This window comes from Variovorax paradoxus, from assembly GCF_030811855.1.
Taxonomy (GTDB): domain Bacteria; phylum Pseudomonadota; class Gammaproteobacteria; order Burkholderiales; family Burkholderiaceae_C; genus Variovorax; species Variovorax paradoxus_L.
The window spans coordinates 71,441-94,269 of the sequence record NZ_JAUSRN010000020.1 but is presented as its reverse complement, the minus strand read 5'-3'; the positions used below and the strand labels follow the sequence as shown (position 1 = coordinate 94,269).

General features: G+C 65.7%; 26 protein-coding genes. 13 read left to right on the top strand and 13 right to left on the bottom strand.

Annotation, left to right across the window (positions count from 1 at the left end; genetic code table 11):
• Nucleotides 1–14: 14 nt before the first annotated feature.
• From J2X92_RS27160 to J2X92_RS27130, 7 genes are all read right to left on the bottom strand, one after another.
• Entirely contained in the window at nt 15–1,064 is a 1,050-nt protein-coding gene (locus J2X92_RS27160) for a MerR family transcriptional regulator (RefSeq protein WP_307580590.1), read from the bottom strand.
• A 17-nt stretch (nt 1,065–1,081) separates the two neighbouring features.
• Nucleotides 1,082–1,405, bottom strand: coding sequence for a hypothetical protein (locus tag J2X92_RS27155; protein WP_307580588.1), 324 nt, complete (start codon nt 1,403–1,405; stop codon nt 1,082–1,084).
• Nucleotides 1,406–1,493: 88 nt separating this feature from the next.
• Entirely contained in the window at nt 1,494–1,664 is a 171-nt protein-coding gene (locus tag J2X92_RS27150; RefSeq protein WP_175543319.1) for a hypothetical protein, read from the bottom strand.
• A gap of 96 nt (nt 1,665–1,760) precedes the next feature.
• The gene (gene dbpA / locus J2X92_RS27145; RefSeq protein WP_307580586.1) at nt 1,761–3,212 is read right to left on the bottom strand and encodes an ATP-dependent RNA helicase DbpA; all 1,452 of its coding nucleotides are present in this window, start codon (nt 3,210–3,212) and stop codon (nt 1,761–1,763) included.
• 85 nt (nt 3,213–3,297) lie between these two features.
• Nucleotides 3,298–3,570, bottom strand: a complete 273-nt coding sequence (gene infA / locus J2X92_RS27140) for a translation initiation factor IF-1 (protein WP_015867950.1) — start codon at nt 3,568–3,570, stop codon at nt 3,298–3,300.
• A gap of 61 nt (nt 3,571–3,631) precedes the next feature.
• The gene (locus J2X92_RS27135; RefSeq protein WP_307580610.1) at nt 3,632–3,898 is read right to left on the bottom strand and encodes a hypothetical protein; all 267 of its coding nucleotides are present in this window, start codon (nt 3,896–3,898) and stop codon (nt 3,632–3,634) included.
• A 389-nt stretch (nt 3,899–4,287) separates the two neighbouring features.
• Nucleotides 4,288–5,343 carry a sugar phosphate isomerase/epimerase family protein gene (locus tag J2X92_RS27130; protein ID WP_307580581.1) on the bottom strand — a complete coding sequence of 352 codons (1,056 nt, stop codon included), beginning with the start codon at nt 5,341–5,343 and terminating at the stop codon, nt 4,288–4,290.
• 127 nt (nt 5,344–5,470) lie between these two features.
• Between J2X92_RS27130 and J2X92_RS27125 the strand changes: the two genes are divergently transcribed.
• On the top strand, nt 5,471–6,358 hold the full coding sequence (locus J2X92_RS27125; protein WP_307580579.1) for a gamma-glutamyl-gamma-aminobutyrate hydrolase family protein: 888 nt from the start codon (nt 5,471–5,473) through the stop codon (nt 6,356–6,358).
• 12 nt (nt 6,359–6,370) lie between these two features.
• Here J2X92_RS27125 and J2X92_RS27120 read toward each other — a convergent pair whose 3' ends face one another.
• Entirely contained in the window at nt 6,371–6,556 is a 186-nt protein-coding gene (locus tag J2X92_RS27120) for a hypothetical protein (RefSeq protein ID WP_307580577.1), read from the bottom strand.
• Between the two features lie 71 nt (nt 6,557–6,627).
• Nucleotides 6,628–9,579, bottom strand: a complete 2,952-nt coding sequence (locus J2X92_RS27115; protein ID WP_307580575.1) for a DNA topoisomerase III — start codon at nt 9,577–9,579, stop codon at nt 6,628–6,630.
• Between the two features lie 183 nt (nt 9,580–9,762).
• Here J2X92_RS27115 and J2X92_RS27110 point away from each other — a divergent pair, with 183 nt between their 5' ends.
• From J2X92_RS27110 to J2X92_RS27100, 3 genes are read left to right on the top strand one after another with little or no spacing between them, the layout of a single operon-like run.
• Nucleotides 9,763–10,404, top strand: a complete 642-nt coding sequence (locus tag J2X92_RS27110; RefSeq protein ID WP_307580573.1) for an SET domain-containing protein — start codon at nt 9,763–9,765, stop codon at nt 10,402–10,404.
• Between the two features lie 2 nt (nt 10,405–10,406).
• On the top strand, nt 10,407–11,231 hold the full coding sequence (locus tag J2X92_RS27105; protein ID WP_307580571.1) for a biotin--[acetyl-CoA-carboxylase] ligase: 825 nt from the start codon (nt 10,407–10,409) through the stop codon (nt 11,229–11,231).
• A gap of 8 nt (nt 11,232–11,239) precedes the next feature.
• Nucleotides 11,240–11,437 (top strand): sporulation protein, encoded by a 198-nt coding sequence (locus J2X92_RS27100; protein ID WP_307580569.1) that lies wholly within the window; start codon nt 11,240–11,242, stop codon nt 11,435–11,437.
• Between the two features lie 20 nt (nt 11,438–11,457).
• On the opposite strand, the gene J2X92_RS27095 is transcribed toward J2X92_RS27100, so the two are convergent.
• The 3 genes from J2X92_RS27095 to J2X92_RS27085 form a co-directional block, all read right to left on the bottom strand.
• Complete coding sequence (locus J2X92_RS27095) at nt 11,458–12,903, bottom strand: sensor histidine kinase (RefSeq protein WP_307580567.1); 1,446 nt, start codon at nt 12,901–12,903, stop codon at nt 11,458–11,460.
• Between the two features lie 38 nt (nt 12,904–12,941).
• Nucleotides 12,942–13,616, bottom strand: coding sequence for a response regulator (locus J2X92_RS27090; RefSeq protein WP_307580565.1), 675 nt, complete (start codon nt 13,614–13,616; stop codon nt 12,942–12,944).
• A 66-nt stretch (nt 13,617–13,682) separates the two neighbouring features.
• A complete protein-coding gene (locus J2X92_RS27085) occupies nt 13,683–14,168 on the bottom strand; it encodes a MarR family winged helix-turn-helix transcriptional regulator (protein WP_307580563.1) in 486 nt (161 codons plus the stop codon).
• 146 nt (nt 14,169–14,314) lie between these two features.
• Between J2X92_RS27085 and recA the strand changes: the two genes are divergently transcribed.
• From recA to J2X92_RS27065, 4 genes are all read left to right on the top strand, one after another.
• A complete protein-coding gene (recA, locus tag J2X92_RS27080; protein WP_307580561.1) occupies nt 14,315–15,439 on the top strand; it encodes a recombinase RecA in 1,125 nt (374 codons plus the stop codon).
• 48 nt (nt 15,440–15,487) lie between these two features.
• Nucleotides 15,488–15,961, top strand: a complete 474-nt coding sequence (recX, locus tag J2X92_RS27075; RefSeq protein WP_307580559.1) for a recombination regulator RecX — start codon at nt 15,488–15,490, stop codon at nt 15,959–15,961.
• Nucleotides 15,930–16,370 carry an SRPBCC family protein gene (locus tag J2X92_RS27070; RefSeq protein WP_307580557.1) on the top strand — a complete coding sequence of 147 codons (441 nt, stop codon included), beginning with the start codon at nt 15,930–15,932 and terminating at the stop codon, nt 16,368–16,370. The genes recX and J2X92_RS27070 overlap by 32 nt, the downstream gene beginning before the upstream one ends.
• A gap of 126 nt (nt 16,371–16,496) precedes the next feature.
• Nucleotides 16,497–17,225 carry a hypothetical protein gene (locus J2X92_RS27065; RefSeq protein ID WP_307580555.1) on the top strand — a complete coding sequence of 243 codons (729 nt, stop codon included), beginning with the start codon at nt 16,497–16,499 and terminating at the stop codon, nt 17,223–17,225.
• A 31-nt stretch (nt 17,226–17,256) separates the two neighbouring features.
• On the opposite strand, the gene argC is transcribed toward J2X92_RS27065, so the two are convergent.
• On the bottom strand, nt 17,257–18,180 hold the full coding sequence (gene argC / locus J2X92_RS27060) for an N-acetyl-gamma-glutamyl-phosphate reductase (RefSeq protein WP_307580553.1): 924 nt from the start codon (nt 18,178–18,180) through the stop codon (nt 17,257–17,259).
• Between the two features lie 206 nt (nt 18,181–18,386).
• On the opposite strand from argC, the gene sucC reads away from it, so the two are divergent.
• The 5 genes from sucC to J2X92_RS27035 all read left to right on the top strand — a co-directional run bounded on the left by sucC (nt 18,387) and on the right by J2X92_RS27035 (nt 22,802).
• Nucleotides 18,387–19,553, top strand: coding sequence for an ADP-forming succinate--CoA ligase subunit beta (sucC, locus tag J2X92_RS27055; RefSeq protein ID WP_307580551.1), 1,167 nt, complete (start codon nt 18,387–18,389; stop codon nt 19,551–19,553).
• Between the two features lie 10 nt (nt 19,554–19,563).
• Complete coding sequence (sucD, locus tag J2X92_RS27050; protein ID WP_015867930.1) at nt 19,564–20,457, top strand: succinate--CoA ligase subunit alpha; 894 nt, start codon at nt 19,564–19,566, stop codon at nt 20,455–20,457.
• A 95-nt stretch (nt 20,458–20,552) separates the two neighbouring features.
• Nucleotides 20,553–21,239 (top strand): TerC family protein, encoded by a 687-nt coding sequence (locus J2X92_RS27045; RefSeq protein ID WP_307580549.1) that lies wholly within the window; start codon nt 20,553–20,555, stop codon nt 21,237–21,239.
• A gap of 27 nt (nt 21,240–21,266) precedes the next feature.
• The gene (locus J2X92_RS27040; RefSeq protein ID WP_307580547.1) at nt 21,267–22,079 is read left to right on the top strand and encodes a Stp1/IreP family PP2C-type Ser/Thr phosphatase; all 813 of its coding nucleotides are present in this window, start codon (nt 21,267–21,269) and stop codon (nt 22,077–22,079) included.
• A gap of 69 nt (nt 22,080–22,148) precedes the next feature.
• Nucleotides 22,149–22,802 carry an FHA domain-containing protein gene (locus tag J2X92_RS27035; protein WP_307580545.1) on the top strand — a complete coding sequence of 218 codons (654 nt, stop codon included), beginning with the start codon at nt 22,149–22,151 and terminating at the stop codon, nt 22,800–22,802.
• The last annotated feature ends 27 nt before the right edge of the window (nt 22,803–22,829 follow it).

Here is a 22,829-nt window from a genome sequence, read left to right as displayed (position 1 = left end):
GCCACTGTCGGGCCTCACGCAACGTCAGGGTCAAGCGGCGGCGGAGCGGGCTTCGGATTTTTGTGCCGGAGAACGGCAATGGCCTGCAATAGGTAGCCGCGCACCTCGGGCCCGACCACCGGAGCGGCCTGCAGCACCGGCTCCGCAGCCATCGCACGCATCAACCGTTCGGCCAGGGCCGGGTTGTGGCCTGTGAACGCATCGAAGAGCCGCACCCAGTCGAGCGCAATGGCCTGCACCGCTTCGTCGCTGGGCGGCACGCCACGCGCCTTGAGCGCGGCAAGCTCGCTGGCGAGCCGGCGCCATTCTTCCTCAGGCGGTCGGCCCAGCCGTGCGAAGTCGTCGGTGCGGAGGTGGCGCAGCAGCGCGGCCATGCGCACGCCGATGGCCTCGCCGATGTAATCGATCAGCTCGGCCGGCGGCCCGTCGGCGCGCCGCACCCCCGGCTCGCGCCGGTACATCTCGCCCCATCGCGTGATGAGGTCGAAGCTGCCGTCCATCCACTGCCCCATCAGGTTCATCCAGCGGAAGGCGAGCGGCTGTACTTCGAGCGCATCGGCCGGCACGCCGCGCGCCATCAGCGCCGCCACGTCGGCGACGAGCGGCGGCCACTGGTCCGCCACGGTGTTCCAGTTGGCCATCAGCGACTTGATTTCGGCGGGGCTGAAGTAGCGGCCATAGGCGGTCATCTGCGCCAGCGTGGCGAGCCAATCCTTTGTGTCGGGCTGGCCGCCCTCCGCCAGGCGCCGTTCGAGCAGGCCGAGCCGTTCGCGCAAAGCCGTGGCTTGGGCGATCTGCTGGTCGAGCGATGCGATCTGGCGCGCGATGATCGCCGGCAGCGAGCCGCTTTCGGCACCCAGCAGCCCGCCGATTTCGGCCAGCGGAAGCCCCAGCTGCCGCAGCGCCTGGATCGCATGCAGCCGGCCGATGTCGGCCGTGCCGTAGAGCCGGTAGCCCGCCTCGGAGCGCGCCGAGGGCGCGAGCAGGCCGATGGCGTCGTAGTGGTGCAGCGTGCGCACCGTGAGGCCGGTGTGCCTGGCCAGTTCACCGACCTTGAGCAGCACGGCGCGCCTCTCCGGTTCTACGCGTCAGCAGCCGGCGACGGCTCGGGACCGCGCCAACCCAGCAGCTCGGCCAGCCGCTGCACGATCCAGCCGGCCTCGGCAATCGACACGCCGGCTTCGGGCGTGGCCAGCCCGGCGTGGATGCGGCGCAGGATCTCGCTCTCGACGGGCACCTCGGTGTGGTGCTGGATCTGCGCATGGCCCACCAGGTGGTTGGCCAGGTCTTCGCAGATTTCGTAGCGCTCGCGCACCACGCCGATTGGCTCCAGGAGGCGCTGGCGCGCATCGCTGTAGACCGCGAAGAACGAGGGCGGAATGAAGATCTGGTTGTCGTCGGACATGGCGGCCTTGTTTGTAGCGGGCCCAATGACAAAACGCGCCCGGGGGCGCGTTCGTCGTGGCTCCGAAGAAAGAGCCGCGTGGGCTGGATCAGCCGCCCTTGGTCGGGCGCTTGCCCGGGTTCTTCTTGCTGCGCGTGGCGGTGCCGCGCTCGAGGCTGATCTTCTGGCCGCCACCGGTGCGAGGCGCGGTGTAGCCGGGCATGGGGGTCGGCTTCGGGCTAGCAAGACGGTCGGCTTCGGTACGGATTTTCTTGGGCATGGAAAGCTCGGATAAAAAGGATGTTCGACCCCCGATTAGGCCACATCGGCAGATTTCATCTGCCAAGCGCCGAAACGAGGGGCCATGGGAGGGATGTCAGGTGGACTGCGGTGTCAGCAGGCGAACCCTGACGCTCTTGCCTTTCACGCGGCCGTTGTCGAGCTTGCGTGCGGCTTCTTCGGCAATGCTGCGGTCCACCGCAACATAGGTCGAATACTCGTTGACGTTGATCTTGCCGACCTGGTCCTTGGTGTAGCCGCAGTCGCCGGTGAGCGCGCCCAGCACGTCGCCGGCGCGGATCTTTTCCTTGCGCCCGCCGACGATCTGCAGCGTGGCCATGGGTGGCCGCATCGGTTCGCCCTTGCCGGGTGTGAGCTCGGCCAGGTCGTGCCATTCGGATTCGCGGCCCTGCAGCTGCTCGATTTTGCCGACGCTGCCCATCTCGTCCATGCTGGCCAGGTTCAGTGCGAGGCCTTCTGCGCCGCCCTGCTGGCCCACGCGGCCGGTGCGGCCGACGCGGTGGATATGAATTTCGGAGTCGGGCGTCACGTCGACGTTGATGACCGCTTCGAGCTGCGAAATGTCGAGCCCGCGCGCCGCCACGTCGGTGGCCACCAGCACCGAGCAGCTGCGGTTGGCAAACTGCACCAGCACCTGGTCGCGCTCGCGCTGCTCCAGTTCGCCGAACAGCGCCAGTGCGCTGAAGCCCTGGGCCTGCAGCACCTCGACGAGGTCGCGGCACTGCTGCTTGGTGTTGCAGAAGGCCAGCGTGCTGACGGGGCGGAAATGGTCGAGCAAGAGGCTCACGGCGTGCAGCCGTTCGCTCTCCTTCACCTGGTACCAGCGCTGGCGGATCTTGCTGCCTTCATGCTGCGCCTGCACCGTGATCTGCTGCGGGCTCTTCATGAACTGCTGCGCGAGCTTGGCGATGCCTTCCGGGTAGGTGGCCGAGAACAGCAGCGTCTGGCGTTCCTTCGGGCACTGGCGCGCCACCTTCACGATGTCGTCGAAGAAGCCCATGTCGAGCATGCGGTCGGCTTCGTCGAGCACCAGCGTGTTGAGCGCCTCGAGGTTCAGGTTCTCGCGCTCCAGGTGGTCCATGATCCGGCCCGGGGTGCCCACCACGATGTGCGCGCCGTGCTCCAGGCTGGCGATTTGTCCGCGCAGCGCGACGCCGCCGCAGAGCGTGACCACCTTGATGTTTTCTTCGGCGCGGGCCAAGCGGCGGATTTCGGTCGTGACCTGGTCGGCCAGTTCGCGCGTGGGGCACAGCACCATCGCCTGGATGGCGAAGCGGCGCGGGTTGAGATTGGAGAGCAGCGCCAGCGCAAACGCGGCGGTCTTGCCGCTGCCGGTCTTGGCTTGCGCGATCAGGTCCTTGCCGAGCAGCGCCGGCGGCAGCGCGGCCGCCTGGATCGCCGTCATCTGCGTGTAGCCGAGCTGCGTGAGGTTGGCCAACATCTGGGGCGAGAGCGCCAGCGTGGCAAAGCCGTGGTCGGCGGGGGCCTGAGCTGGGGAGCCGCCGGCTGGGGAATTGGTCGTGGTCATCGTCGTTCGGCAGCCGGACCCGGAAAAACAAAGGCCTTGCCGGCACCCTTCGCGGGGCGCCGCAAGGCCCTTCGTCCGTCGCGGATCAGCGGCGAGGTGCGTTGTTGTTTCCGGAGTTGGTCGGCGGCGGGCCGCGACGCTCCAGATGGCGGAAGGTGATACGGCCCTTGGTCAGGTCGTAAGGCGAGAGTTCGAGCGACACCTTGTCACCCGCCAGGATGCGGATGTGGTGCTTGCGCATCTTGCCGCCGCTGTAGGCGATCAGCTGATGGCCGTTGTCGAGCGTCACGCGGTAGCGCGAGTCGGGCAGGACTTCGGTCACTGCGCCGTTCATTTCGATCAGTTCTTCCTTGGGCATGGGTGATTACCTCTGAATTCTCGTTCGATGTGTGTTGGATATGAAGATGGGCGTAATTGTTTCAGCCTGCGCACGGAAGTGCGAGCGGGGCAACGCTGAGAGGGCTGCTGCGTTCGCGGACCCAGCAAAGACCCTGGTCGATGGCATAGCGCAGCGCGGCGGCATGGCTCGCAAAGCGCGGCGTGAATCGCATCACGCGGTCGTGCATGCCGCTGCCACGGCCGGAGCGGATCGAGACGGACGCGGCAAAGTTGCCGTCGTCCTGGTGGCGAATGAGCGGGGAAACAAGGTACTTCCCCTCCGCGATACTGTGTTGAATGATGTCCATGAAGCCTTGGCACCCTGCGCGAAGAGTGTGCGCAAAATGCCGAAAAAATGATTGAAAACGGGCGTGGGCCGGCCAGAACGGCGCGGCGTACGCGCTATTCGCTTCAACAAGAACGAAGGCAGTGGTGGCAATCATGGGCGCCCGGTCTGGCGCTCCAACACACTGTGAAGCCGGCTTGAAAAAAGAGGCCTGAAAAATCCAAGGGACGGTACAGGTCAGCCGGCGGAGTGACGAAAAGTGCTTCGTCGTGGTATCGAAACGAACCCGACATTATAGCGCGCGGGGCATGACAGTTGCTTGTCTTAAATGCAACGCACCTGCGAATTAGGCGCCAGACCCTCGCCACACAGGTGTGCGGTGCTACTAAAGATATAGCTCGAGAGCGCGCTTCAGCCGAGGCCGAGCATCCGCTTGTTGGCGGCCACATCGACGCCACCCGCCGCAAAATCGTCGAACGCCCGCTCGGCCACGCGAATGATGTGGTCGGCAATGAAGGCCGCGCCCTCGCGGGCGCCATCTTCCGGGTGTTTGATGCAGCACTCCCACTCGAGCACCGCCCAGCCGGGAAAGTCGTACTGCGCCATCTTCGAGAAGATGGCGCCGAAGTCGACCTGCCCGTCGCCCAGCGAACGAAAGCGCCCTGCCCGGTTGATCCAGCTCTGGAAACCGCCGTACACGCCCTGCTTGCCGGTCGGGTTGAACTCGGCGTCCTTCACGTGAAAGATCTTGATGCGCTCGTGGTAGTGGTCGATGTACGCGAGGTAGTCGAGCTGCTGCAGCATGAAGTGGCTCGGGTCGTACAGAAGGCAGGCGCGCGGATGGTTGCCCACGCGCTCCAAAAACATCTCGTAGCTCACGCCGTCGTGCAGGTCTTCGCCGGGGTGGATTTCATAGCCGACGTCCACGCCCGCCGCATCGAAAGCATCGAGGATGGGCCGCCAGCGGCGCGCCAGTTCGTCGAAGGCTTCCTCGATGAGTCCCGGCGGGCGCGGCGGCCACGAATAGAGATACGGCCAGGCCAATGCGCCCGAAAAAGTCGCATGCGCCGTGAGCCCAAGGTTGGCCGAGGCCTTGGCCGCCAAGTGGAGCTGCTCCACCGCCCATTGCTGGCGCCGCACTGGATCGCCGCGCACCTCGGGCGCCGCAAAGCCGTCGAAGCCTGCGTCGTACGCCGGGTGCACCGCGACCAGCTGGCCTTGCAGGTGGGTCGACAGCTCGGTGATCTGGATGCCGTGCGCGGCGAGCGTGCCCTTGACCTCGTCGCAATAGGTCTTGCTCTCGGCGGCCTTTTTGAGGTCGAACAGGCGCGCGTCCCAGCTTGGGATCTGCACGCCCTTGTAGCCCAGCCGGGCGGCCCAGCCGGCAATGGCATCGAGCGAGTTGAACGGCGCTTCGTCCCCGGCGAACTGCGCGAGAAAAATGGCCGGGCCCTTGATCGTCTTCATGGCTTGTCTTCCTTCTTGGTCGTAGCGGCGTTGAAAGCATACTTGGCGTGTCGTCCGACCCCGTGCGAGAGGCCAAAGCGCCAAAATGGACTTTCCTTTTCGCACAGCACGTCCTGCCAGTCCCGAGATGCCGCAACCCGTTTCCGCCCGGCTGAAGATCGGCCTGTCTGCCTGCTTTTCCCATGCGGATCCGGCGCGCTCCCTGTTCACCAACAAGACGCTGCAGTATGTGGAGCAGTCCATCGCGCACTGGCTCATGTCGGCCGGTGCCATGGTCGTGATGGTGCCCTGTCCCACGGGCGAAACCGCGCGCGGCGACACCAAGCTCTCGCACTACGCCGAATGGCTCGACGGCGTCGTGATGCATGGCGGCGCCGACGTCTGGCCCGGCAGCTACGGCGAGGAGCCGCTCAAGGATGCGTGGGTGGGCGACCGCATTCGCGACCTGTACGACCTGGCGCTGGTCGAAGCCTTCGAGCAGGCCGGCAAGCCCATCTTCGGCGTCTGCCGCGGGCTGCAGCTCATCAACGTCGCCTTTGGCGGCACGCTGTACCAGGACATCGAAGCGCAGCACGGCCATCCCGAAACCATCCGGCACCGCGATCCGGTCACCTACGACCAGAATTTTCACCAGATCGAGATCGTCGAAGGCACGCGCCTGGCCAAGCTCTACCCGGAGGTGAAAACCGCCAAGGTCAACAGCATTCACCACCAGGGCGTGAAAGATCTCGCACCGGGTTTCGAGGTCGAGGCCTGGAGTCTGCCCGACCGCGTGCCCGAGGCCATTCGCCGCCGCACCGACAAGGGCCGCAGCTACATCTCCGCCACGCAGTGGCACCCCGAGTTCCACAAGTACGGCAGCACCGAGACCGTGGACGACACGCCCATCCTGCACGACTTTCTCTGGGCCTGCGCCACTGCGAGGGTCGCACCCCGGACCTCGCTCGATACCGGATCAGGCCGCATCCGCGATCGCGCGGCGCGCGTGCTGCGCCAGGCGCTGCTGCGGCGCTGACGCACCGACTGGCTAGCGCCGGTCGGAACGGTTCGTGCTGCCGCTGACGCCGGCGTCGATGGTGCCGAACACCGTGACGCCGCTGCTGCCGGACGACGAGGTGGCGCGGTCACCATTGCCCGCAGACCCCGTGCCGGCGCAGCCCGCCGCCAGGGCGCTCATCGCGATGGCAAGAACAGCGGCAATGAATGGCTTCACGGAAAACTCCTGGCAAAAGCTGAGACTGTGCTCACTATAGGCCGGCACGTTTGCCGGCCCGTAGCACGGAGTTACGGCGCCGACAGGTGCTTGCCCACGATGCCCGCGAGTTCGAACATCGTCACCTGGTCCTTGCCGAACACCGGCTTGAGCTTGGCGTCCGCATTGATCGCGCGCTTGTTGGCCGCGTCCTGCAGGCCGTTGGCCTTGATGTAGTCCCAGAGCTTCTTGATGACCTCGGTGCGCGCCACCGGCTCGGCGCCGATCACCGCGGCCAGCGAGTCGCTCGGCTTCAGTCCCGCGCCGGGCTTGCGCGGCGCTGCGGCCTTCTTCGCGGCCGGTGCTTTCTTGGCAGCGGGAGTCTTCTTCGCAGCCACCTTCTTGGCTGCTGCCGTCTTGCCGGCAGCCGGCGCCTTGCCAAAGGTCTTGCGCGGCGGGAACTTGCTGCCACCTTCACGCGGCGCGAACTCGAAGGTCACCTTGCCCTCTTCGGCGTTCCAGGTCAGGAAGGCCTTGAAGGCGCGGCGCGTGCGCATGCTCACGAACTTGTCGAGCAGGTCGGTCTTGCCAGTGGCGAGCAGCTTTTCCATCTGCGCGCGCTCCACCGGCTGCTGCAGGATGATCTTGCCGGTCTTGAAGGTGCAGCTCGGGGTCGGCTGTGCGTTGGTGGGTACTGACTTCTCGCAGACATAGTTGCTGCCGTGCTCGAAAACCGGCGCGCCGCAGACCGGGCACGGGCCCACCGTGTCCTGCTCGCTGAAGTCGACGATCTCGCCGGTGTCGGCGTTCTTGTCGTCGCCGAAGTCGAACTCCAGCTTCCAGTTCTTGGATTCTTCCTCGTCGTACTTGAGGATGATCTCGGCGGTGAAGGGCCAGCCCGCCTTGGAGCGAAAGCCTTCCAGCGGGCCGATGTGCTTGTCGCGCAAGAGCGCCTCGGCTTCGGCCACTTCGAAGGTGCGCCCGGCCGGCGACTTGCCGAACGAGAAACCGCAGGCATCCTCGCCCGTGCCGCTCTTGCCCACGCAGCCGTAGCGGCGGTAGTTCTCCTTCACCACGCCGCCGCAGTTGGGGCATGGCGTCGCGAGCGTGGCGTAGTCGCCCGGTACGGTGTCGCGGTCGTACTCCTTGGCCTTCTTGACGATGTGCTCCGTCATTTCGGCAATCTCGCGCATGAAGGCGTCGCGGCTCAGTGCGCCCTTCTCCATCTGCGCGAGCTTGTATTCCCACTCGCCCGTGAGTTCGGCTTTGGAGAGTTCTTCCACGCCCAGGCCGCGCAACAGCGTCATGAGCTGGAAGGCCTTGGCCGTGGGAATCAGCTCGCGGCCTTCGCGCAGCATATATTTCTCGGTGATCAGGCCTTCGATGGTGGCGGCGCGCGTGGCTGGGGTGCCAAGGCCCTTCTCCTGCATGGCCTCGCGCAGCTCGTCGTCGTCGATGGTCTTTCCGGCGCCTTCCATGGCGCCCAGCAGCGTGGCTTCCGAATAGCGTGCCGGCGGCCGGGTCTTCAGCGCCTTCAAGTCGGCCGACTCGGTCTTCACCGTTTCGCCCGGCTTCACCACGACGAGGTTCTTGCCGTCCTTCTCGTCGTCGTCGTTGATCGCTTCCTTGCCCCAGATGGCGAGCCAGCCCGGCTTGACCAGAACCTTGCCGTCGCTGCGGAAGGGGTACTTCTTGCCGCCGGCTTCCACCGTGCTGATGCGGGTGGTCACCTGGAATTCGGCGCTCGGAAAGAACACCGACATGAAGCGTCGCACCACGAAGTCGTAGAGCTTCTGCTCGGCGTCCGACAGGCCGCTCGGCGCCTGCAGCGTTGGAATGATGGCGAAGTGATCCGACACCTTGGCGTTGTCGAAGATGCGCTTGTTCGGCTTCACGTAGCTGCCGTCGACCGCCTGCTGCGCAAAGGGCGCCAGATGCTTCATGCCGCTGTCGGCGAGCATCTTCATCGTGTCTTTCACCACCGGCAGGTAGTCCTCGGGCAGCGCGCGCGAGTCGGTCCGCGGGTAGGTCAGCGCCTTGTGGCGTTCGTACAGGCTCTGCGCCAGCGCCAGCGTGGTCTTGGCCGAGAAGCCGAAGCGGCCATTGGCCTCGCGCTGCAGCGAGGTCAGGTCGAACAGCATCGGCGAAGCCTGGGTGGTGGGCTTGCTTTCTTCGGTGACAGTGGCGGGCTTGCCGCGCGCCGCATCGGCGATCTCGCGCGCTTCGCGCTCGCTCCACACGCGGTCGGCGCGAATTTCCGCGTCGGCCGTGCCGTCCGGGCCCGGCGGCGGCTTCTTGAAGTTGGCGTCGAACCACTTGCCCGGGTACTGGCCGGCCTCGGCCTGGAACACGCCGTGGATTTCCCAGTAGTCGCGGCTCACGAACTTGCGGATTTTTTCCTCGCGCTCGACCACCACCGAAAGCGTGGGCGTCTGCACCCGGCCCACGGTCGTCAAAAAGAAGCCGCCGTCGCGCGAATTGAAGGCCGTCATGGCCCGCGTGCCGTTGATGCCCACCAGCCAGTCGGCCTCGGAGCGCGAGCGCGCGGCGTCAGCCAGGCCCTGCATCTGCTTTTCGGTGCGCAGCGCGTCGAAGCCGTCACGGATGGCCTGCGGCGTCATCGACTGCAGCCACAGGCGCTTCACCGGCTTGTTCAGGCCGGTCTTGCCGCCCGCGTACTGCTCGATCAGGCGGAAGATCAGCTCACCCTCGCGGCCCGCGTCGCAGGCGTTGATGAGCTGTGTCACGTCCTTGCGCTTGGCCTGCTTGACCACGGCGTTCAGGCGCGTCTTTGTCTTGTCGACCGGCTTCAGGTCGAAGTGCGGCGGAATCACCGGCAGGTTCGCGAAGCTCCACTTGCCCCGCTTGACGTCGAACTCCTCGGGCGCCTGGATCTCGACCAGGTGGCCGACGGCGCTGGTCACAACGTAGCTTTCGTTCTCGAAATGCTCGTCGTGTTTGTCGAATTTGCCGGCCACCGGCGTGAGCGCACGGACGATGTCCTGTGCCACCGACGGCTTTTCTGCAATTACCAAAGTCTTCATCAACATTCCTAAAAGAGTTCCCAGGCCGGCGCCGAGCCGCCTCAAGGCAGCCTGCGGCCCCCTCCGGGGGGCAGCGACGACACGCCGTGCGAGAGCGTGGGGGCCACATACAATCTGCGGCTTCCCGCGTGTGCGCACGCGCACACGCGCATGTGTGCATATTCAACCTAACAGACTTCGGCGATGCCTTCCAAATCCCCACAATTTGCCGGCCGCCGCATTCAGATGCGGCGATCGGATGTCCACGGCAACGGCGTTTTCGCCGTGGACGACTTGGCCGAAGGCGAGACGCTGATCGAATACAAGGGCGAGGTCATCAGCTGGAAAGAGGCGCTGCGCCGCCACCCGCACGACCCGGCCCAGCCGAACCACACCTTTTACTTTCACATCGACGACGGCCGTGTGATCGACGGCAACGTCAACGGCAACGCGGCCCGCTGGATCAATCATTCGTGCGAGCCGAATTGCGAAGCCGACGAAGTCAATGGGCGCGTTTATATCAAGGCGCTGCGAAACATCACTGCAGGAGAAGAGCTCAATTACGACTACGGGCTGATCATCGACGAGCCCTACACGCCAAAGCTGCTGGCCGAGTTTCCCTGCTGGTGCGGCTCCGAGAATTGCCGCGGCACCTTGCTGACGCCCAAGGACGAAGACGAAGAAAAGAAAAAGAAGAAAAAGGCCAAGAAGAAGGCCGAAAAGAAAAAGGCCGAGAAAAAGGAAGCCAAGAAGGCGGACAAGGAAGCCGAGAAAAAATCCGAAAAGAAGGCCGAAAAGAAATCGGAAAAAAAGAAGTCCAAGAAGGACGAGGCCGGCAAGGGCTGAGCATGGGCACTACGGCCGCCTGGTTCGAAGACCGCATTGCCGCCGCTGTCGCGCCGCTGCTGCCCGGCTTCACGGTCGAGGCCGTGGCCGAGATCGATTCGACCAACACCGAGCTGATGCGCCGCGCGCGCGCCGGCCACACCCCGCCAGTGCTGCTGGTGGCCGAGCGCCAGACCGCCGGCCGCGGCCGTCTCGGCCGGCCCTGGCAGAGCGCGCAGCAAAGCGAGGACGACGCCGCTTCCCTCACCTTCTCGCTGGGCCTGCCGCTCGCGCCGCGCGACTGGTCGGGCCTCTCGCTGGCCGTGGGCGTCAGCGTGGCCGAAAGCCTCGACCCGTCAGGCCATGCGAAAGTCGCCCTCAAGTGGCCCAACGACCTGTGGGTGGACGACCGCAAGCTGGCCGGCATCCTGATTGAAACCGCCATGCCGCACGCTGCACGGGCCGAGGGCCTGGTTGCAGCGCCGCGCTACCTGGTGATCGGCATCGGCATCAACATCGGCCCTCGCGACGCAGAGGGCATGCGCACGCCGCCCGCATGGCTGCGCCAATGGCGACCCGGCGCAACAGCGCCCGAGGTGCTTGCCGAGCTGGCGGCGCCGCTGGTGCGCAGCGTGCAGATTTTCGAGGCCGAGGGTTTCGTGCCCTTTGCCGAACGCTTTGCCGCGCGCGACGCGCTGCGCGGACGCGAGGTCCAGCTCAGCGACGGCAGCGTTGGCTTGTGCGAGGGCGTGGCCTGGGGCGGCGAGCTGCAGGTGCGCACTGCTGCCGGCCTGCAGATGGTCTCGAGCGACGAAGTCAGCGTGCGTCCGCGCGGCATGGCGTTTTGAGATTCACGATGAAACTGCGCCTCGTACTGGTCGCCCTGCTCCTTGCCAATGCCGGCTACTGGCTGTGGTCGCGCGGCGATCTGGCCGGCTTCGGATCTGCGCCGGCCAGTCTCAACGAGCGTGAACCGCAGCGCATCGCCCGACAGGTTCACCCTGAGTGGATTCAGATCCGCAAGGAAAGCAAGAGCAGTAGCAGCGCTCCCTGAGCAAGCGCGTACGCCGCGGCTCAGGGCGCTGCTTCTTCGTCCGCAAAGCGCACCGTGAAGCGGGCACCCGGCGGTTGCCGCCCCGGATGCGCGTCTTCGAGCTTGACCTCTGCATGGTGCTGATTGGCAATCTCGCGCACGATCGGCAGCCCCAGCCCCGAGCCGTCGGCCTCGTTCCCCAGCACGCGGTAGAAGGGCTCGAACACCAGCTCCCGGTCGGATTCCGCGATGCCCGGCCCGTTGTCTTCCACCTGCAGCAGCACCACGTGGCCGAAGGGGTCGGCCAGCACCCGCGCGGTGATCACGCCGGGGCGCTCGTCGGTTGAAGGCGTGTAGTTGATCGCGTTGTCGAGCAGGTTGCGCGCCAGTTCCTTCAGCAGGGTCGGATTGCCTTCGATCACCACGCCGGGCGCGCCCGGCTCCGCGCCGTCGTAGCCCAGGTCGATGCGCTTCTCGATCGCGCGCGGCACGGCTTCGCGCACCACCTCGATCGTGAGCCGGGCCAGGTCGCAGGGCTGGCGGCCGGTGCCGGCGCCGGTGCTTTCGGCGCGGGCCAGCGAAAGCAACTGGTTCACCGTGTGGGTGGCACGCACGCTCGCGCGGCCGATCTGCTTGAGCGACTTCTTGAGTTCGTCGGCGTTGGCGCCCTCGCGCTGGGCCAGGTCAGCCTGCATGCGCAGGCCCGCGAGCGGCGTCTTGAGCTGGTGCGCGGCGTCGGCCAGGAAACGCTTTTGCGTGTGGATCGACTCGTTCAGCTTGTCGAGCAGCTCGTTGACCGACGACACCAGCGGCACCACCTCGAGCGGCACCGACGATTCGTCGAGCGGGCTCAGGTCGCCCGGGCGCCGCTCGCGGATGCGTGCTTCCACCACCGACAGGGGCTTGATGCCGCGCACCAGCGCGAGCCAGATCAGCAGCACCGCCAGCGGCAGGATGGCGAACTGCGGCAGCAGCACGCCCTTGATGATCTCGGTGGCCAGCACCGACTGCTTCTCGCGCGTCTCGGCCACTTGCAGCAGGGCCGGGGCCGAGTCGTCGTCGCCGTCAGTCAGCCAGAGCGAGGCCACGCGAACCTGCTTGCCCCGCATTTCCCCGTTGCGTAGCGTGACCACGCCCGGGACCGGCGGCTCGTCCGTGTTGGGATGGGGCACGTCGGGCTCGCCGCTGAGCAGCTTGCCGTGGCTGTCGAGCAGCTGGTAGTACACGCGGTCGGAATCGTCGGCGCGCAGGATCTCGCGCGCCGGCTGCGGCAGAACGAATTCCGTCTGCCCCTGCTGCACCGTGACCAGCCGCGCCAGCGTCTGCACGTTGTATTCGAGGGCCCGGTCGAAGGGCGCATTGGCAATGCCCTGCGCCACCAGCCACGTGACGCCGATGCTCACCGGCACCAGCAGCAACAGCGGCGTGAGCATCCAGTCGAGGATCTCGCCGAACAGGGAGCGCTGCGCGCGCTGAAACAGTTTCAAGGCTTACGGCCTCCACAGCCGCCGGGCACGCCCGGGCTTCATTGCTGGATTTTTTCCAGGCAGTAGCCGAGGCCGCGAACCGTGGCAATGCGCACCGGGCCCTTCTCGATCTTCTTGCGCAGGCGGTGGATGTACACCTCGATCGCGTTCTGGCTCACTTCCTCGCCCCACTCGCACAGCCGCTCCACCAGCTGGTCCTTGCTGACCAGGCGGCCGGCGCGCTGCAGCAGCACCTCGAGCAGGCCGAGTTCGCGCGCCGAAAGCTCGACCATCTTGCCGTCGATGGTGGCCACGCGGCCGGCCTGGTCGTACACCAGCGGGCCGTGCCGGATGGTGTTGCTGGTGGCGCCCATGCCGCGCCGCGTGAGCGCCCGCACCCGCGCTTCGAGCTCCTGCAGGCTGAAGGGCTTGGCCATGTAGTCGTCGGCGCCGTGGTCCAGGCCCTTGACACGCTCTTCCACGCTGTCCGCCGCGGTGAGCACCAGCACCGGCAGCTGCGAGCCGCGCGCGCGCAGCCGCTTCAGAATCTCGATGCCATGGAGGTTGGGCAGGCCAAGGTCCAGGATCAGCAGGTCGAACTCGCTGTGCGTCATGAGCGCGGTGTCGGCCTGCGAGCCGTTCGCCACGTGGTCGACCGCCGCGCCCGAGGTGCGCAGGCTGCGTAGCAGGGCATCGGCCAGCACCTGGTCGTCTTCGGCAATCAGAATCCGCATGAGCCACCTCCGGCCGGTTCGGGCGCCGCACGGGCGCCGCGTTCACATATGTCTCTCCAGCCGAGTCTAGCCCTCTGCATATGCTTCCAGACCGATGGTTACCACGGTGGCCACGTCGTTGCCCACGCTGGCGCGGAATTCGCGCTCGGCCTGGGTCACCGCGCCGCGAAAGGCGTCAAGCCAGGCCAGCCCGTCGGCGGTGAAAAGCACCCGCCGCGCGCGTGCATCGAGCGGGTCGAGCCCGCGCGTGACCAGGCCCCAGGCTTCGCACTGGTCCACCAGTGCGCCCATGGCCTGCTTGGTCATGCCGGCGCGCTCGGCCATCTCGGTGAGGCGCGAACCTTCTCGTGCCAGGTGCCGGGTGATGTGGATGTGGGCGGCGCTCACCTGGGCGCGGGCGGCCAGGTTCGACAGTGCCAGCGGCACGTCCACGTCGTGCGCCATGAGTTCGAGCACGCGCTCGTCGAAGCGGCGCATCGCATGGCCCAGCAGGCGGCCCAGGTGGGTTTGCCGCCAGGCGTCGGGATCGGTCGGAAAAGCGGTTTCGGCCATCCCCTAAATAGTAAAGCAAACTGACCAAAAAATGGGTTTACTCAAACCCACCAGCCCCTACACTACTGTTCAAGCATCCAGCCTGTGATTAAAAGCAGACGGATGGCAGTCACACACAAACCATTGATTTTCAAGGAGATTTCCACATGGACGCAGTCGTCAAGGGCTCAAGCATCTCGGTCGCCAACAGCGAAAAAGCCAAGGCCCTGCAGGCCGCGCTGGCCCAAATCGAAAAGCAGTTCGGCAAGGGCACGATCATGCGGCTCGGCGAAGGCGAGGCGCTCGAAGACATCCAGGTGGTCTCCACCGGCTCGCTGGGCCTGGACATCGCGCTCGGCGTCGGCGGCCTGCCGCGCGGCCGCGTCATTGAAATCTACGGCCCGGAATCCTCGGGCAAGACCACGCTCACGCTGCAGGTCATCGCCGCCATGCAAAAGCAGGCCGGCACTTGCGCCTTTGTCGACGCCGAGCATGCACTCGACGTGCAATACGCCCAGAAGCTCGGCGTGAACCTGTCCGACCTGCTGATCAGCCAGCCCGACACCGGCGAGCAGGCGCTCGAGATCGTCGACTCCCTGGTTCGCTCGGGCGCCGTCGACCTGATCGTCATCGACTCGGTCGCCGCGCTCACGCCCAAGGCCGAAATCGAAGGCGAAATGGGCGACTCGCTGCCCGGCCTGCAGGCCCGCCTGATGAGCCAGGCGCTGCGCAAGCTCACCGCCACCATCAAGAAGACCAACTGCATGGTCATCTTCATCAACCAGATCCGCATGAAGATCGGCGTGATGTTCGGCTCGCCCGAAACGACCACCGGCGGCAACGCGCTGAAGTTCTACGCCTCGGTGCGCCTGGACATCCGCCGCATCGGCACCATCAAGAAGGGCGACGAAGCCATCGGCAATGAAACCAAGGTCAAGGTGGTGAAGAACAAGGTCAGCCCTCCGTTCAAGACGGCCGAGTTCGACATCCTGTTTGGCGAAGGCATCAGCCGCGAAGGCGAGATCATCGACATGGGCGTGACCGCCAAGATCCTCGACAAGTCGGGAGCCTGGTACGCCTACAACGGCGAAAAGATCGGCCAGGGCCGCGACAACGCCCGCGAGTTCCTGCGCGAGAACCCCGAGCTGTCGCGCGAAATCGAGAACAAGGTGCGCGAGTCGCTGGGCATTCCGCTGCTCGCGGCCGATGCCGACGCCACGCCCGAAAAGGCCGAGAAGGCCGAGAAGCCCGCCAAGGCTGCCAAGGCAGAGAAGGCCGACAAGGGCGAGTAAGCAAGCACGGTGCGGCCTCTACAAGGGCCGCGCAAGCGATCACTCGGCATGGCTTTCGGTGCCCCCTCCCTCAAAGGCCGCGCATTGCGGCTCCTGAGCCAGCGCGAACATTCGCGCGCGGAACTGGAGCGCAAGCTGGCCCGGCACGAAGAAGAACCCGGCACACTGGCTCGCGCGCTCGACGAGCTGGCCGCCAAGGACTTCATCAGCGAGCCGCGCGTGGTGGCCTCGGTGCTGAACCAGCGCGCCGCCCGGTCGGGCGCCTTGCGGGTGAGGCAGGAGCTCCAGGCCAAAGGCATCGCGCCAGAGGCCATTGCAGAGGCCGTGGCCAGCCTGCAAGATACCGAAGTGGCGCGCGCCACGGCCCTTTGGCGCCGCCGGTTCGACGCCCCGCCCGCCGATGCCAAGGAGCGCGCCAAACAGATGCGCTTTCTTCTGGCACGCGGCTTTTCTGGCGCCGTGGTGGCCAAGGTACTCAGGAGCGATTTCGATGGCGACGACAACAACGAATCAAGCGAATGAAGGTGCCGCAGCGCAGTCCCGCGTTGTCACGCAGCGTGTGGCCTGCGATTGGCGCCATGCCTATGCGCTGGCTTCCGACCCGGCGCGGCTGCCCGACTGGGCCAGCGGCCTTGCCAAGAGCGCACTGGTGCCGCATGGCGATCACTGGGTGGCCACGACGCCGGAAGGCGAAGCCCGCCTTCGCTTTGCACCCCCCAACGATTTCGGCGTGCTCGACCATTGGGTGGCGCCCGAAGGCGTGCCCGAAATCTATCTGCCGTTCCGCGTGATCGGCGTCGCGCCGGGCATCTGCGAACTGCAGTTCACGCTATTGCGCCAGCCGCACATGGACGATGCGGCCTTCGAGCGCGACGCCGCCTGGATTGCGCGCGACCTGCAGTCGCTGCGGCGCCTGCTCGAAGCCGGCTGAATCGCCAGCCACATGGCCGCGCCCAGTCGGCGCCGTGCCGTGCAACCGGCCCGATGGCATGATCGGCACCGGCCGGTCCCCGCGCGAGGACCGCCTTCACAAAAAAACTTCGGAGGAGGAACCCCCATGTCTTCAGGACCTATCGGTCAGCCCTCGCTCGTGCGCACCGGTGCCAAGGCCGGGCTTGCCTTTGCCGGCTCGGCCATCAAGGGCGGCCTGCTTGGCCTGATCCTCGGCGGCGGCGTTTTCTTCTTCTATCTGGGCCAGCTGCAGGGGCCCGGCAACACGGCGGCGCGGGCCGGTGGTGCGGGTGCCATCCTGACGCTGGTCACGTCGCCGCCGCTGTTGGTTGCGGTGCTGCTGCTTCTTTTCGTCGTCGTCTACGCGATGCTGGGTGTGCAGCGAGGCCGAACCAAGGCAATGCAGCACCTGGTGGCAGCGCGCGGCGAGGCCGTGTCCGAGCGCTTGGCCGGCGCGATCGCAGGCCGCATCGAAGCGATGCCGCGCACCCACGGCACGCTGCAGCGCGCGGCCGATTGGCTCTCGGTCGACGCCCTGAGCAAGCAGCTTGCGCCGGTGCTGGGCGAAGGCAAGGCCGTGCGCTCGGTGGTCGGCTTCGTGCTGAATCGGCTGCCGATGAGCGACATGCTGGCCGAATGGCAAGAAGGCCGTGCGGCGCATGGAGCACCGGTCGCAGCGGAGGGCGCGGCGCAAGACCCCGCCTTGCGCGCGCTGCTCACGCGCCGCATCAACGAGACGTTGCAGGAGATGTCGACGCCATCACGCAAGCCGCTCTACATTGCGCTGGGCGCGCACGCGGTCCTGCTGGGCGTGGGCCTCTGGCTCGTCAACTGAACCGAGGCGAATTGCAGATGATGGCTGGCGCTCAGAGCGCCAGCATCAGCTTCAGGTTCTGCACCGCGGCGCCGCTGGCGCCCTTGCCGAGGTTGTCCAGGCGCGCGATCACCACCGCGTGGCGGTGGTCTTCGTTCGGGAACACGCGGATCTCGAGCTGGTTGGTGTCGTTGAGCGCCAGCGCATCGAGCTTGCCGTCGTCCGTGGGCGGCAGCACCTTGACGAACTTCTCGGGCGTGTTGCTCTTGGCGTAATGCGCGGCCAGCGCGTCGTGCAGGTCGCCTGACTTCGGCTTGCCGGGCAGCAGGTCGAGGTGCAGCGGCAGCTGCACGAGCATGCCCTGCTTGAAGTTGCCCACCGAAGGAATGAAGACCGGCCGGCGCACGAGGCCGGTGTACTTCATGATCTCAGGGATGTGCTTGTGCTTGAGGCCGAGCGCGTAGGTCTCGAAAAGCGGCGCCTTGCCGCTTTCGTAGTCCTCGATCATGGCCCGTCCGCCACCCGAATAGCCGCTGACCGAAGGCAGCGAGATCGGGAAGTCGGCGGGCAGCAGGCCGGCATCGACCAGCGGCCGCACGATGGCAATGGCGCCGGTCGCATAACAGCCCGGGTTGCCGACGCGGTCGGCCTTTGCGACGGCCTGCCAGTGCCCCTCGGCGAGTTCGGGAAAGCCGAACACCCAGCCGGGCGCCACGCGGTGCGCGGTGGACGCGTCGATGATCTTGGGCTTCTTGCCGGAAAGCTGATCGATCAGCGCCACCGATTCGCGCGCCGCGTCGTCGTGCAGGCACAGCACCACCAGGTCGACGCCGGCCATCAGCTCGCGCTTGGCGTTCGCGTCTTTTCGCAGCTCGGGCGCAATGCTCACGAGTTCGATCTGCGGCATCGTCTGGAGCCGTTCGCGAATCTGCAGGCCGGTGGTACCGGCTTCGCCGTCGATGAAAACCTTGGCCATATCTGAGTATGCGTGGTGTGGCTAGAAGAAAGTACGTATTGACCGCAAGGTCACGTCGAGTATTGGTGCGCCGCACCATGATACAGTCCGCGGTTGTTCGCCGCCCCCAGCCGTCAGGCTGCCGTCGCCCGCGAACAACAGAGCCAAAGACGCCTCAGACCCCAGATCTCCCGTTCTCAACCTCCTCCTTCCGAGAGACATCCCTCATGAAGATTCACGAGTACCAAGGCAAGGAAATCCTTGCCAAGTTCGGCGTGCCGGTGCCGCGCGGCATTCCGGCCTATACGGTTCAGGAGGCGGTCGAGGCCGCCCAGAAACTTGGAGGCCCGGTCTGGGTCGTCAAGGCCCAGATTCACGCGGGTGGCCGCGGCAAGGGCGGCGGCGTCAAGGTCGCCAAGTCCATCGAAGACGTCAAGAAGCTCGCCGGCGAGATCCTCGGCATGCAGCTCAAGACCCACCAGACTGGCCCCGAAGGCCAGAAGGTGCGCCGCCTCTACATCGAAGATGGCGCCGACATCAACAAGGAATACTACATTTCGGCCGTGACCGACCGCGCGACCCAGAAGGTCGCGTTCATCGCTTCGAGCGAAGGCGGCATGGACATCGAGGAAGTGGCCCACTCCTCGCCCGAGAAGATCATCACGGTTTTCGCCGACCCCAAGGAAGGCCTGACCGACGCGCAAGCCAAGCAGATCGCCGACGGCATCGGCATGCCGGCCGACTCGACCGCGCAAACGGTCGACATCCTGAAGAAGCTCTACACCTGCTACATGGAGACGGACGCCTCGCTGGTCGAGATCAACCCGCTCAACCGTGACAGCAAGGGCAAGGTCATGGCGCTTGACGCCAAGTTCAACTTCGACAGCAACGCGCTGTTCCGCCACCCTGAAATCGTGGCCCTGCGCGACCTCGACGAAGAAGACGCGGCCGAAGTGGAAGCCTCGAAGTTCGACCTCGCCTACATCTCGCTCGACGGCAACATCGGCTGCCTGGTGAACGGTGCCGGCCTGGCCATGGCCACCATGGACACCATCAAGCTGTTCGGCGGCGAGCCGGCCAACTTCCTGGACGTGGGCGGCGGCGCTACCCCCGAGAAGGTCACCGAAGCCTTCAAGATCATGCTGAAGAACAAGAACGTCGAGGCCATCCTCGTCAACATCTTCGGCGGCATCATGAAGTGCGACACCATCGCCACCGGCGTGATCGCAGCCTGCAAGGCCGTGAACCTGCAAGTGCCGCTGGTCGTTCGCATGAAGGGCACCAACGAAGTCGAAGGCAAGAAGCTGCTGGCCGAATCGGGCCTGCCCATCATCAGCGCCGACACCATGGCAGACGCGGCCCAGAAGGTCGTCGCAGCAGTGAAAAAGGCCTAAGGAACAAGTCATGTCGATCTACATCAACAAAGACACCAAAGTCATCACGCAAGGCATTACCGGCAAGACCGGCCAGTTCCACACCGAAAAGTGCCAGGAATACGCGAACGGCAAGAACTGCTTCGTCGCGGGCGTGAACCCCAAGAAGGCCGGCGAGTCGATCTTCAACATTCCGATCTTCGGTTCGGTGAAGGAAGCCGCTTCGCAAACCGGCGCCACCGTGTCGGTGATCTACGTGCCGCCGGCAGGCGCGGCCGCCGCCATCTGGGAAGCCGTCGAGGCCGACCTGGACCTGGCGATCTGCATTACCGAAGGCATCCCCGTTCGCGACATGCTCGAAGTGCGCAACAAGATGAAGGCCAAGGAAGCGGCCGGCGGCAAGAAGACCTTGCTGCTGGGCCCGAACTGCCCCGGCCTCATCACGCCCGACGAAATCAAGATCGGCATCATGCCCGGCCACATTCACCGCAAGGGCCGCATCGGCGTGGTCTCGCGCTCGGGCACGCTGACGTATGAAGCCGTGGCGCAACTGACCGAAATCGGCCTCGGCCAATCGTCGGCAGTGGGCATTGGCGGCGACCCGATCAACGGCCTGAAGCACATCGACGTGATGAAGGCCTTCAACGACGATCCGGACACCGACGCAGTCATCATGATCGGCGAGATCGGCGGCCCCGACGAAGCCGACGCAGCCCGCTGGTGCAAGGAACACATGAAGAAGCCGGTGGTCGGTTTCATCGCCGGTGTCACCGCCCCTCCCGGCAAGCGCATGGGCCATGCCGGCGCGCTGATCTCGGGCGGTGCCGACACGGCCGATGCCAAGCTCGCCATCATGGAAGAGTGCGGCTTCACCGTGACGCGCAACTTCTCCGAATTGGCCAAGCTGCTGAAGGCACAGCTCTAAGCCGCAGCCGATCTCCCCGCTACCACGCAAAAAGAAAAAAGCGCCCGCAGACATTGCGGGCGCTTTTTTCACAACAACACAGTGGAACAAGAGACATGGAACTCCTTCAAAGCACGGACTTCTGGATCGGTCTGGTCAAGATCATCTGGATCAACATCATTCTTTCGGGCGACAACGCCGTGGTGATTGCCATGGCGGCGCGTTCGCTGCCGCCCGCGCAGCAGCAAAAGGCGGTGCTGTTCGGCTCGGGCGCGGCCGTGGTGCTGCGGATCGCGCTCACCGTGGTGGCGGCCAAGCTGCTCGCGTTGCCTTATCTGCAGATCGTCGGCGGCCTGCTGCTGCTGTGGATTGGCCTGCAGCTTCTCAGTGAAGAAGAAGACGGCGATGGCGAAAGCAAGGAATACGGCAGCATGATGGCGGCCGTGCGCACCATCCTGCTGGCCGATCTGGTGATGAGCCTGGACAACGTGATTGCCGTGGCCGCTGCGGCTCAGGGCAGCATGGTGTTGTTGATCCTCGGCCTGGCCATCAGCATTCCGCTGGTGATTTTTGGCAGTACCCTCATGATCAAGCTCATGGAACGTTTCCCGATCATCGTCATGCTGGGTGCCGCTCTCATTGGCTGGGTTGGCGGCGAAACCATCGTGAGCGACGTGTCGCTGAAGGGCGTGCTGGCTGCCAATCCGTGGCTGCACTATGCGGCCGCAGCTGCGGGCGCCCTGTTCGTGGTGGCTGTAGGCCGCTTTCTGCAACGGCGTGCGCACGCCGCTGCGGGGCACTGACGGCAACGCGCCCCCGCTTCCTAAGACATGGCGAGCGTCGGCGCGTCCCTCTTTTCCAATCGGCCCTCGCTGAGCTGGGAGTTTGCCGCCCTGACCGACGTCGGGCGTGTCCGGGCTCACAACGAGGACGACATCAAGGTGGACCCGGCCCTTGGTCTCGCCGTGCTGGCCGACGGCATGGGCGGCTACAAGGGCGGCGAGGTGGCCAGTGCCATGGCCGTGACGCTGGTGCAAGCCAGCTTCGCCCGCTGGTACGCGCAGGCCGGGCCGCAGGCGCCCGCCCGCGTGATCCGCCGCGCACTGCAAGCGGCTACGGACGAGGCCAACGCGGCCATCTTCGAGGCCGGCATGACCAACGCCGAGGTGCTCGGCATGGGCACAACCCTGGTCCTGGCTGCCTTCCGCCCGCAGCGCGTGGTGGTCGGTCACATTGGCGATTCACGCTGCTACCGGCTTCGCAACAACAAGCTCGAGCAGCTCACGCGCGACCATTCGCTGCGTCAGCAGCAGCTCGACGCGGGCGCCATCACTGCCGAAGAGGCCCTGAACTCGCCTCACCGCAATCTGGTAACGCGGGCGGTGGGCGTGGAGTCCCAGGTCGTGCTTGAAATGCATGAGCACACAGCGAGGCCGAACGACCTCTACGTGCTGTGCTCTGACGGGCTCAGCGAGATGATCACTGACGCGCAGCTTTTCACGCTGTTGGGCCATGACATCGGACTTAAGCAGAAAGCTTCACTTTTGGTTGCAATTGCAAACGACAATGGCGGCCGAGATAACATTTCAGTGGTTCTGGCAAAAGCGCGGGTCAACGAAGACACGCCTGGCGCCGCTTCCTAGTTGCAGGCCCGGGAGACACCTGTCGTCCCGCCTGCGGTCGGTCAAATTCTGCTAATCGGGGTATCGGCAATGCCGAAAATGATCATTTCGATCGATGGTGCTGTCATCGGGCAACTGGCGCTCGCCAAAGACCGGACAACGCTGGGCCGACGCGCCTACAACGACATCGTCATCGACAATCTCGCCGTCAGCGGCGAGCATGCCGTGGTGCACATGCGCGACGGCCAAGTCGAAATTGAAGACCTCAACAGCACCAACGGCACCTACGTCAACGCGCTCGTCGTCCAGAAGCAGGTGCTCAAGGACAACGACATCGTCGAACTGGGCGGCTGCCGCATCAAGTTCCGCACTGACAGCCACCTGGCGGTGGGCAACGGCGCGGCGCCTCCCGAGGCGGCCGGCGACTTCGCGGACTCCATTCCCTTGTCTTCCGCGCCCACCGAAGCGGGCGCGCTGGTCGAGCTTGGCGTGCCGGTGCTGCGCGTTCTTGCGGGTGCCAACAAGGGCGAGGATGTGCCGCTTCAAAAGGTGGTCACCACCATCGGCAAGCCCGGCGTTGCCGTGGCAGTGGTCACGCGCCGCCGGCAAGGCTACGTGGCGGCCAGCGTCATGGGCGGGGTCACGCTCAACGGCGCGCCGCTGGGCACCGAAGCCGTGGGATTGCAGGAGCGCGACGTGCTGGAACTGGGCGGCGCCACACGCATGCAGTTCGTGCGCGTCTGACGCTTTCCTTTTCTCCGTTTTTCTTTC

Bases quoted from the DNA above. Each gene is read 5' to 3' on its own strand.
- J2X92_RS27155 (WP_307580588.1), bottom strand. From the start codon at position 1,405: ATGTCCGACGACAACCAGATCTTCATTCCGCCCTCGTTCTTCGCGGTC.
- J2X92_RS27150 (WP_175543319.1), bottom strand. From the start codon at position 1,664: ATGCCCAAGAAAATCCGTACCGAAGCCGACCGTCTTGCTAGCCCGAAG.
- dbpA (WP_307580586.1), bottom strand. From the start codon at position 3,212: ATGACCACGACCAATTCCCCAGCCGGCGGCTCCCCAGCTCAGGCCCCC.
- infA (WP_015867950.1), bottom strand. From the start codon at position 3,570: ATGCCCAAGGAAGAACTGATCGAAATGAACGGCGCAGTGACCGAAGTC.
- J2X92_RS27135 (WP_307580610.1), bottom strand. From the start codon at position 3,898: ATGGACATCATTCAACACAGTATCGCGGAGGGGAAGTACCTTGTTTCC.
- J2X92_RS27130 (WP_307580581.1), bottom strand. From the start codon at position 5,343: ATGAAGACGATCAAGGGCCCGGCCATTTTTCTCGCGCAGTTCGCCGGG.
- J2X92_RS27125 (WP_307580579.1), top strand. From the start codon at position 5,471: ATGCCGCAACCCGTTTCCGCCCGGCTGAAGATCGGCCTGTCTGCCTGC.
- J2X92_RS27115 (WP_307580575.1), bottom strand. From the start codon at position 9,579: ATGAAGACTTTGGTAATTGCAGAAAAGCCGTCGGTGGCACAGGACATC.
- J2X92_RS27110 (WP_307580573.1), top strand. From the start codon at position 9,763: ATGCCTTCCAAATCCCCACAATTTGCCGGCCGCCGCATTCAGATGCGG.
- J2X92_RS27105 (WP_307580571.1), top strand. From the start codon at position 10,407: ATGGGCACTACGGCCGCCTGGTTCGAAGACCGCATTGCCGCCGCTGTC.
- J2X92_RS27100 (WP_307580569.1), top strand. From the start codon at position 11,240: ATGAAACTGCGCCTCGTACTGGTCGCCCTGCTCCTTGCCAATGCCGGC.
- J2X92_RS27090 (WP_307580565.1), bottom strand. From the start codon at position 13,616: ATGCGGATTCTGATTGCCGAAGACGACCAGGTGCTGGCCGATGCCCTG.
- J2X92_RS27085 (WP_307580563.1), bottom strand. From the start codon at position 14,168: ATGGCCGAAACCGCTTTTCCGACCGATCCCGACGCCTGGCGGCAAACC.
- recA (WP_307580561.1), top strand. From the start codon at position 14,315: ATGGACGCAGTCGTCAAGGGCTCAAGCATCTCGGTCGCCAACAGCGAA.
- recX (WP_307580559.1), top strand. From the start codon at position 15,488: ATGGCTTTCGGTGCCCCCTCCCTCAAAGGCCGCGCATTGCGGCTCCTG.
- J2X92_RS27070 (WP_307580557.1), top strand. From the start codon at position 15,930: ATGGCGACGACAACAACGAATCAAGCGAATGAAGGTGCCGCAGCGCAG.
- J2X92_RS27065 (WP_307580555.1), top strand. From the start codon at position 16,497: ATGTCTTCAGGACCTATCGGTCAGCCCTCGCTCGTGCGCACCGGTGCC.
- argC (WP_307580553.1), bottom strand. From the start codon at position 18,180: ATGGCCAAGGTTTTCATCGACGGCGAAGCCGGTACCACCGGCCTGCAG.
- sucC (WP_307580551.1), top strand. From the start codon at position 18,387: ATGAAGATTCACGAGTACCAAGGCAAGGAAATCCTTGCCAAGTTCGGC.
- sucD (WP_015867930.1), top strand. From the start codon at position 19,564: ATGTCGATCTACATCAACAAAGACACCAAAGTCATCACGCAAGGCATT.
- J2X92_RS27045 (WP_307580549.1), top strand. From the start codon at position 20,553: ATGGAACTCCTTCAAAGCACGGACTTCTGGATCGGTCTGGTCAAGATC.
- J2X92_RS27040 (WP_307580547.1), top strand. From the start codon at position 21,267: ATGGCGAGCGTCGGCGCGTCCCTCTTTTCCAATCGGCCCTCGCTGAGC.
- J2X92_RS27035 (WP_307580545.1), top strand. From the start codon at position 22,149: ATGCCGAAAATGATCATTTCGATCGATGGTGCTGTCATCGGGCAACTG.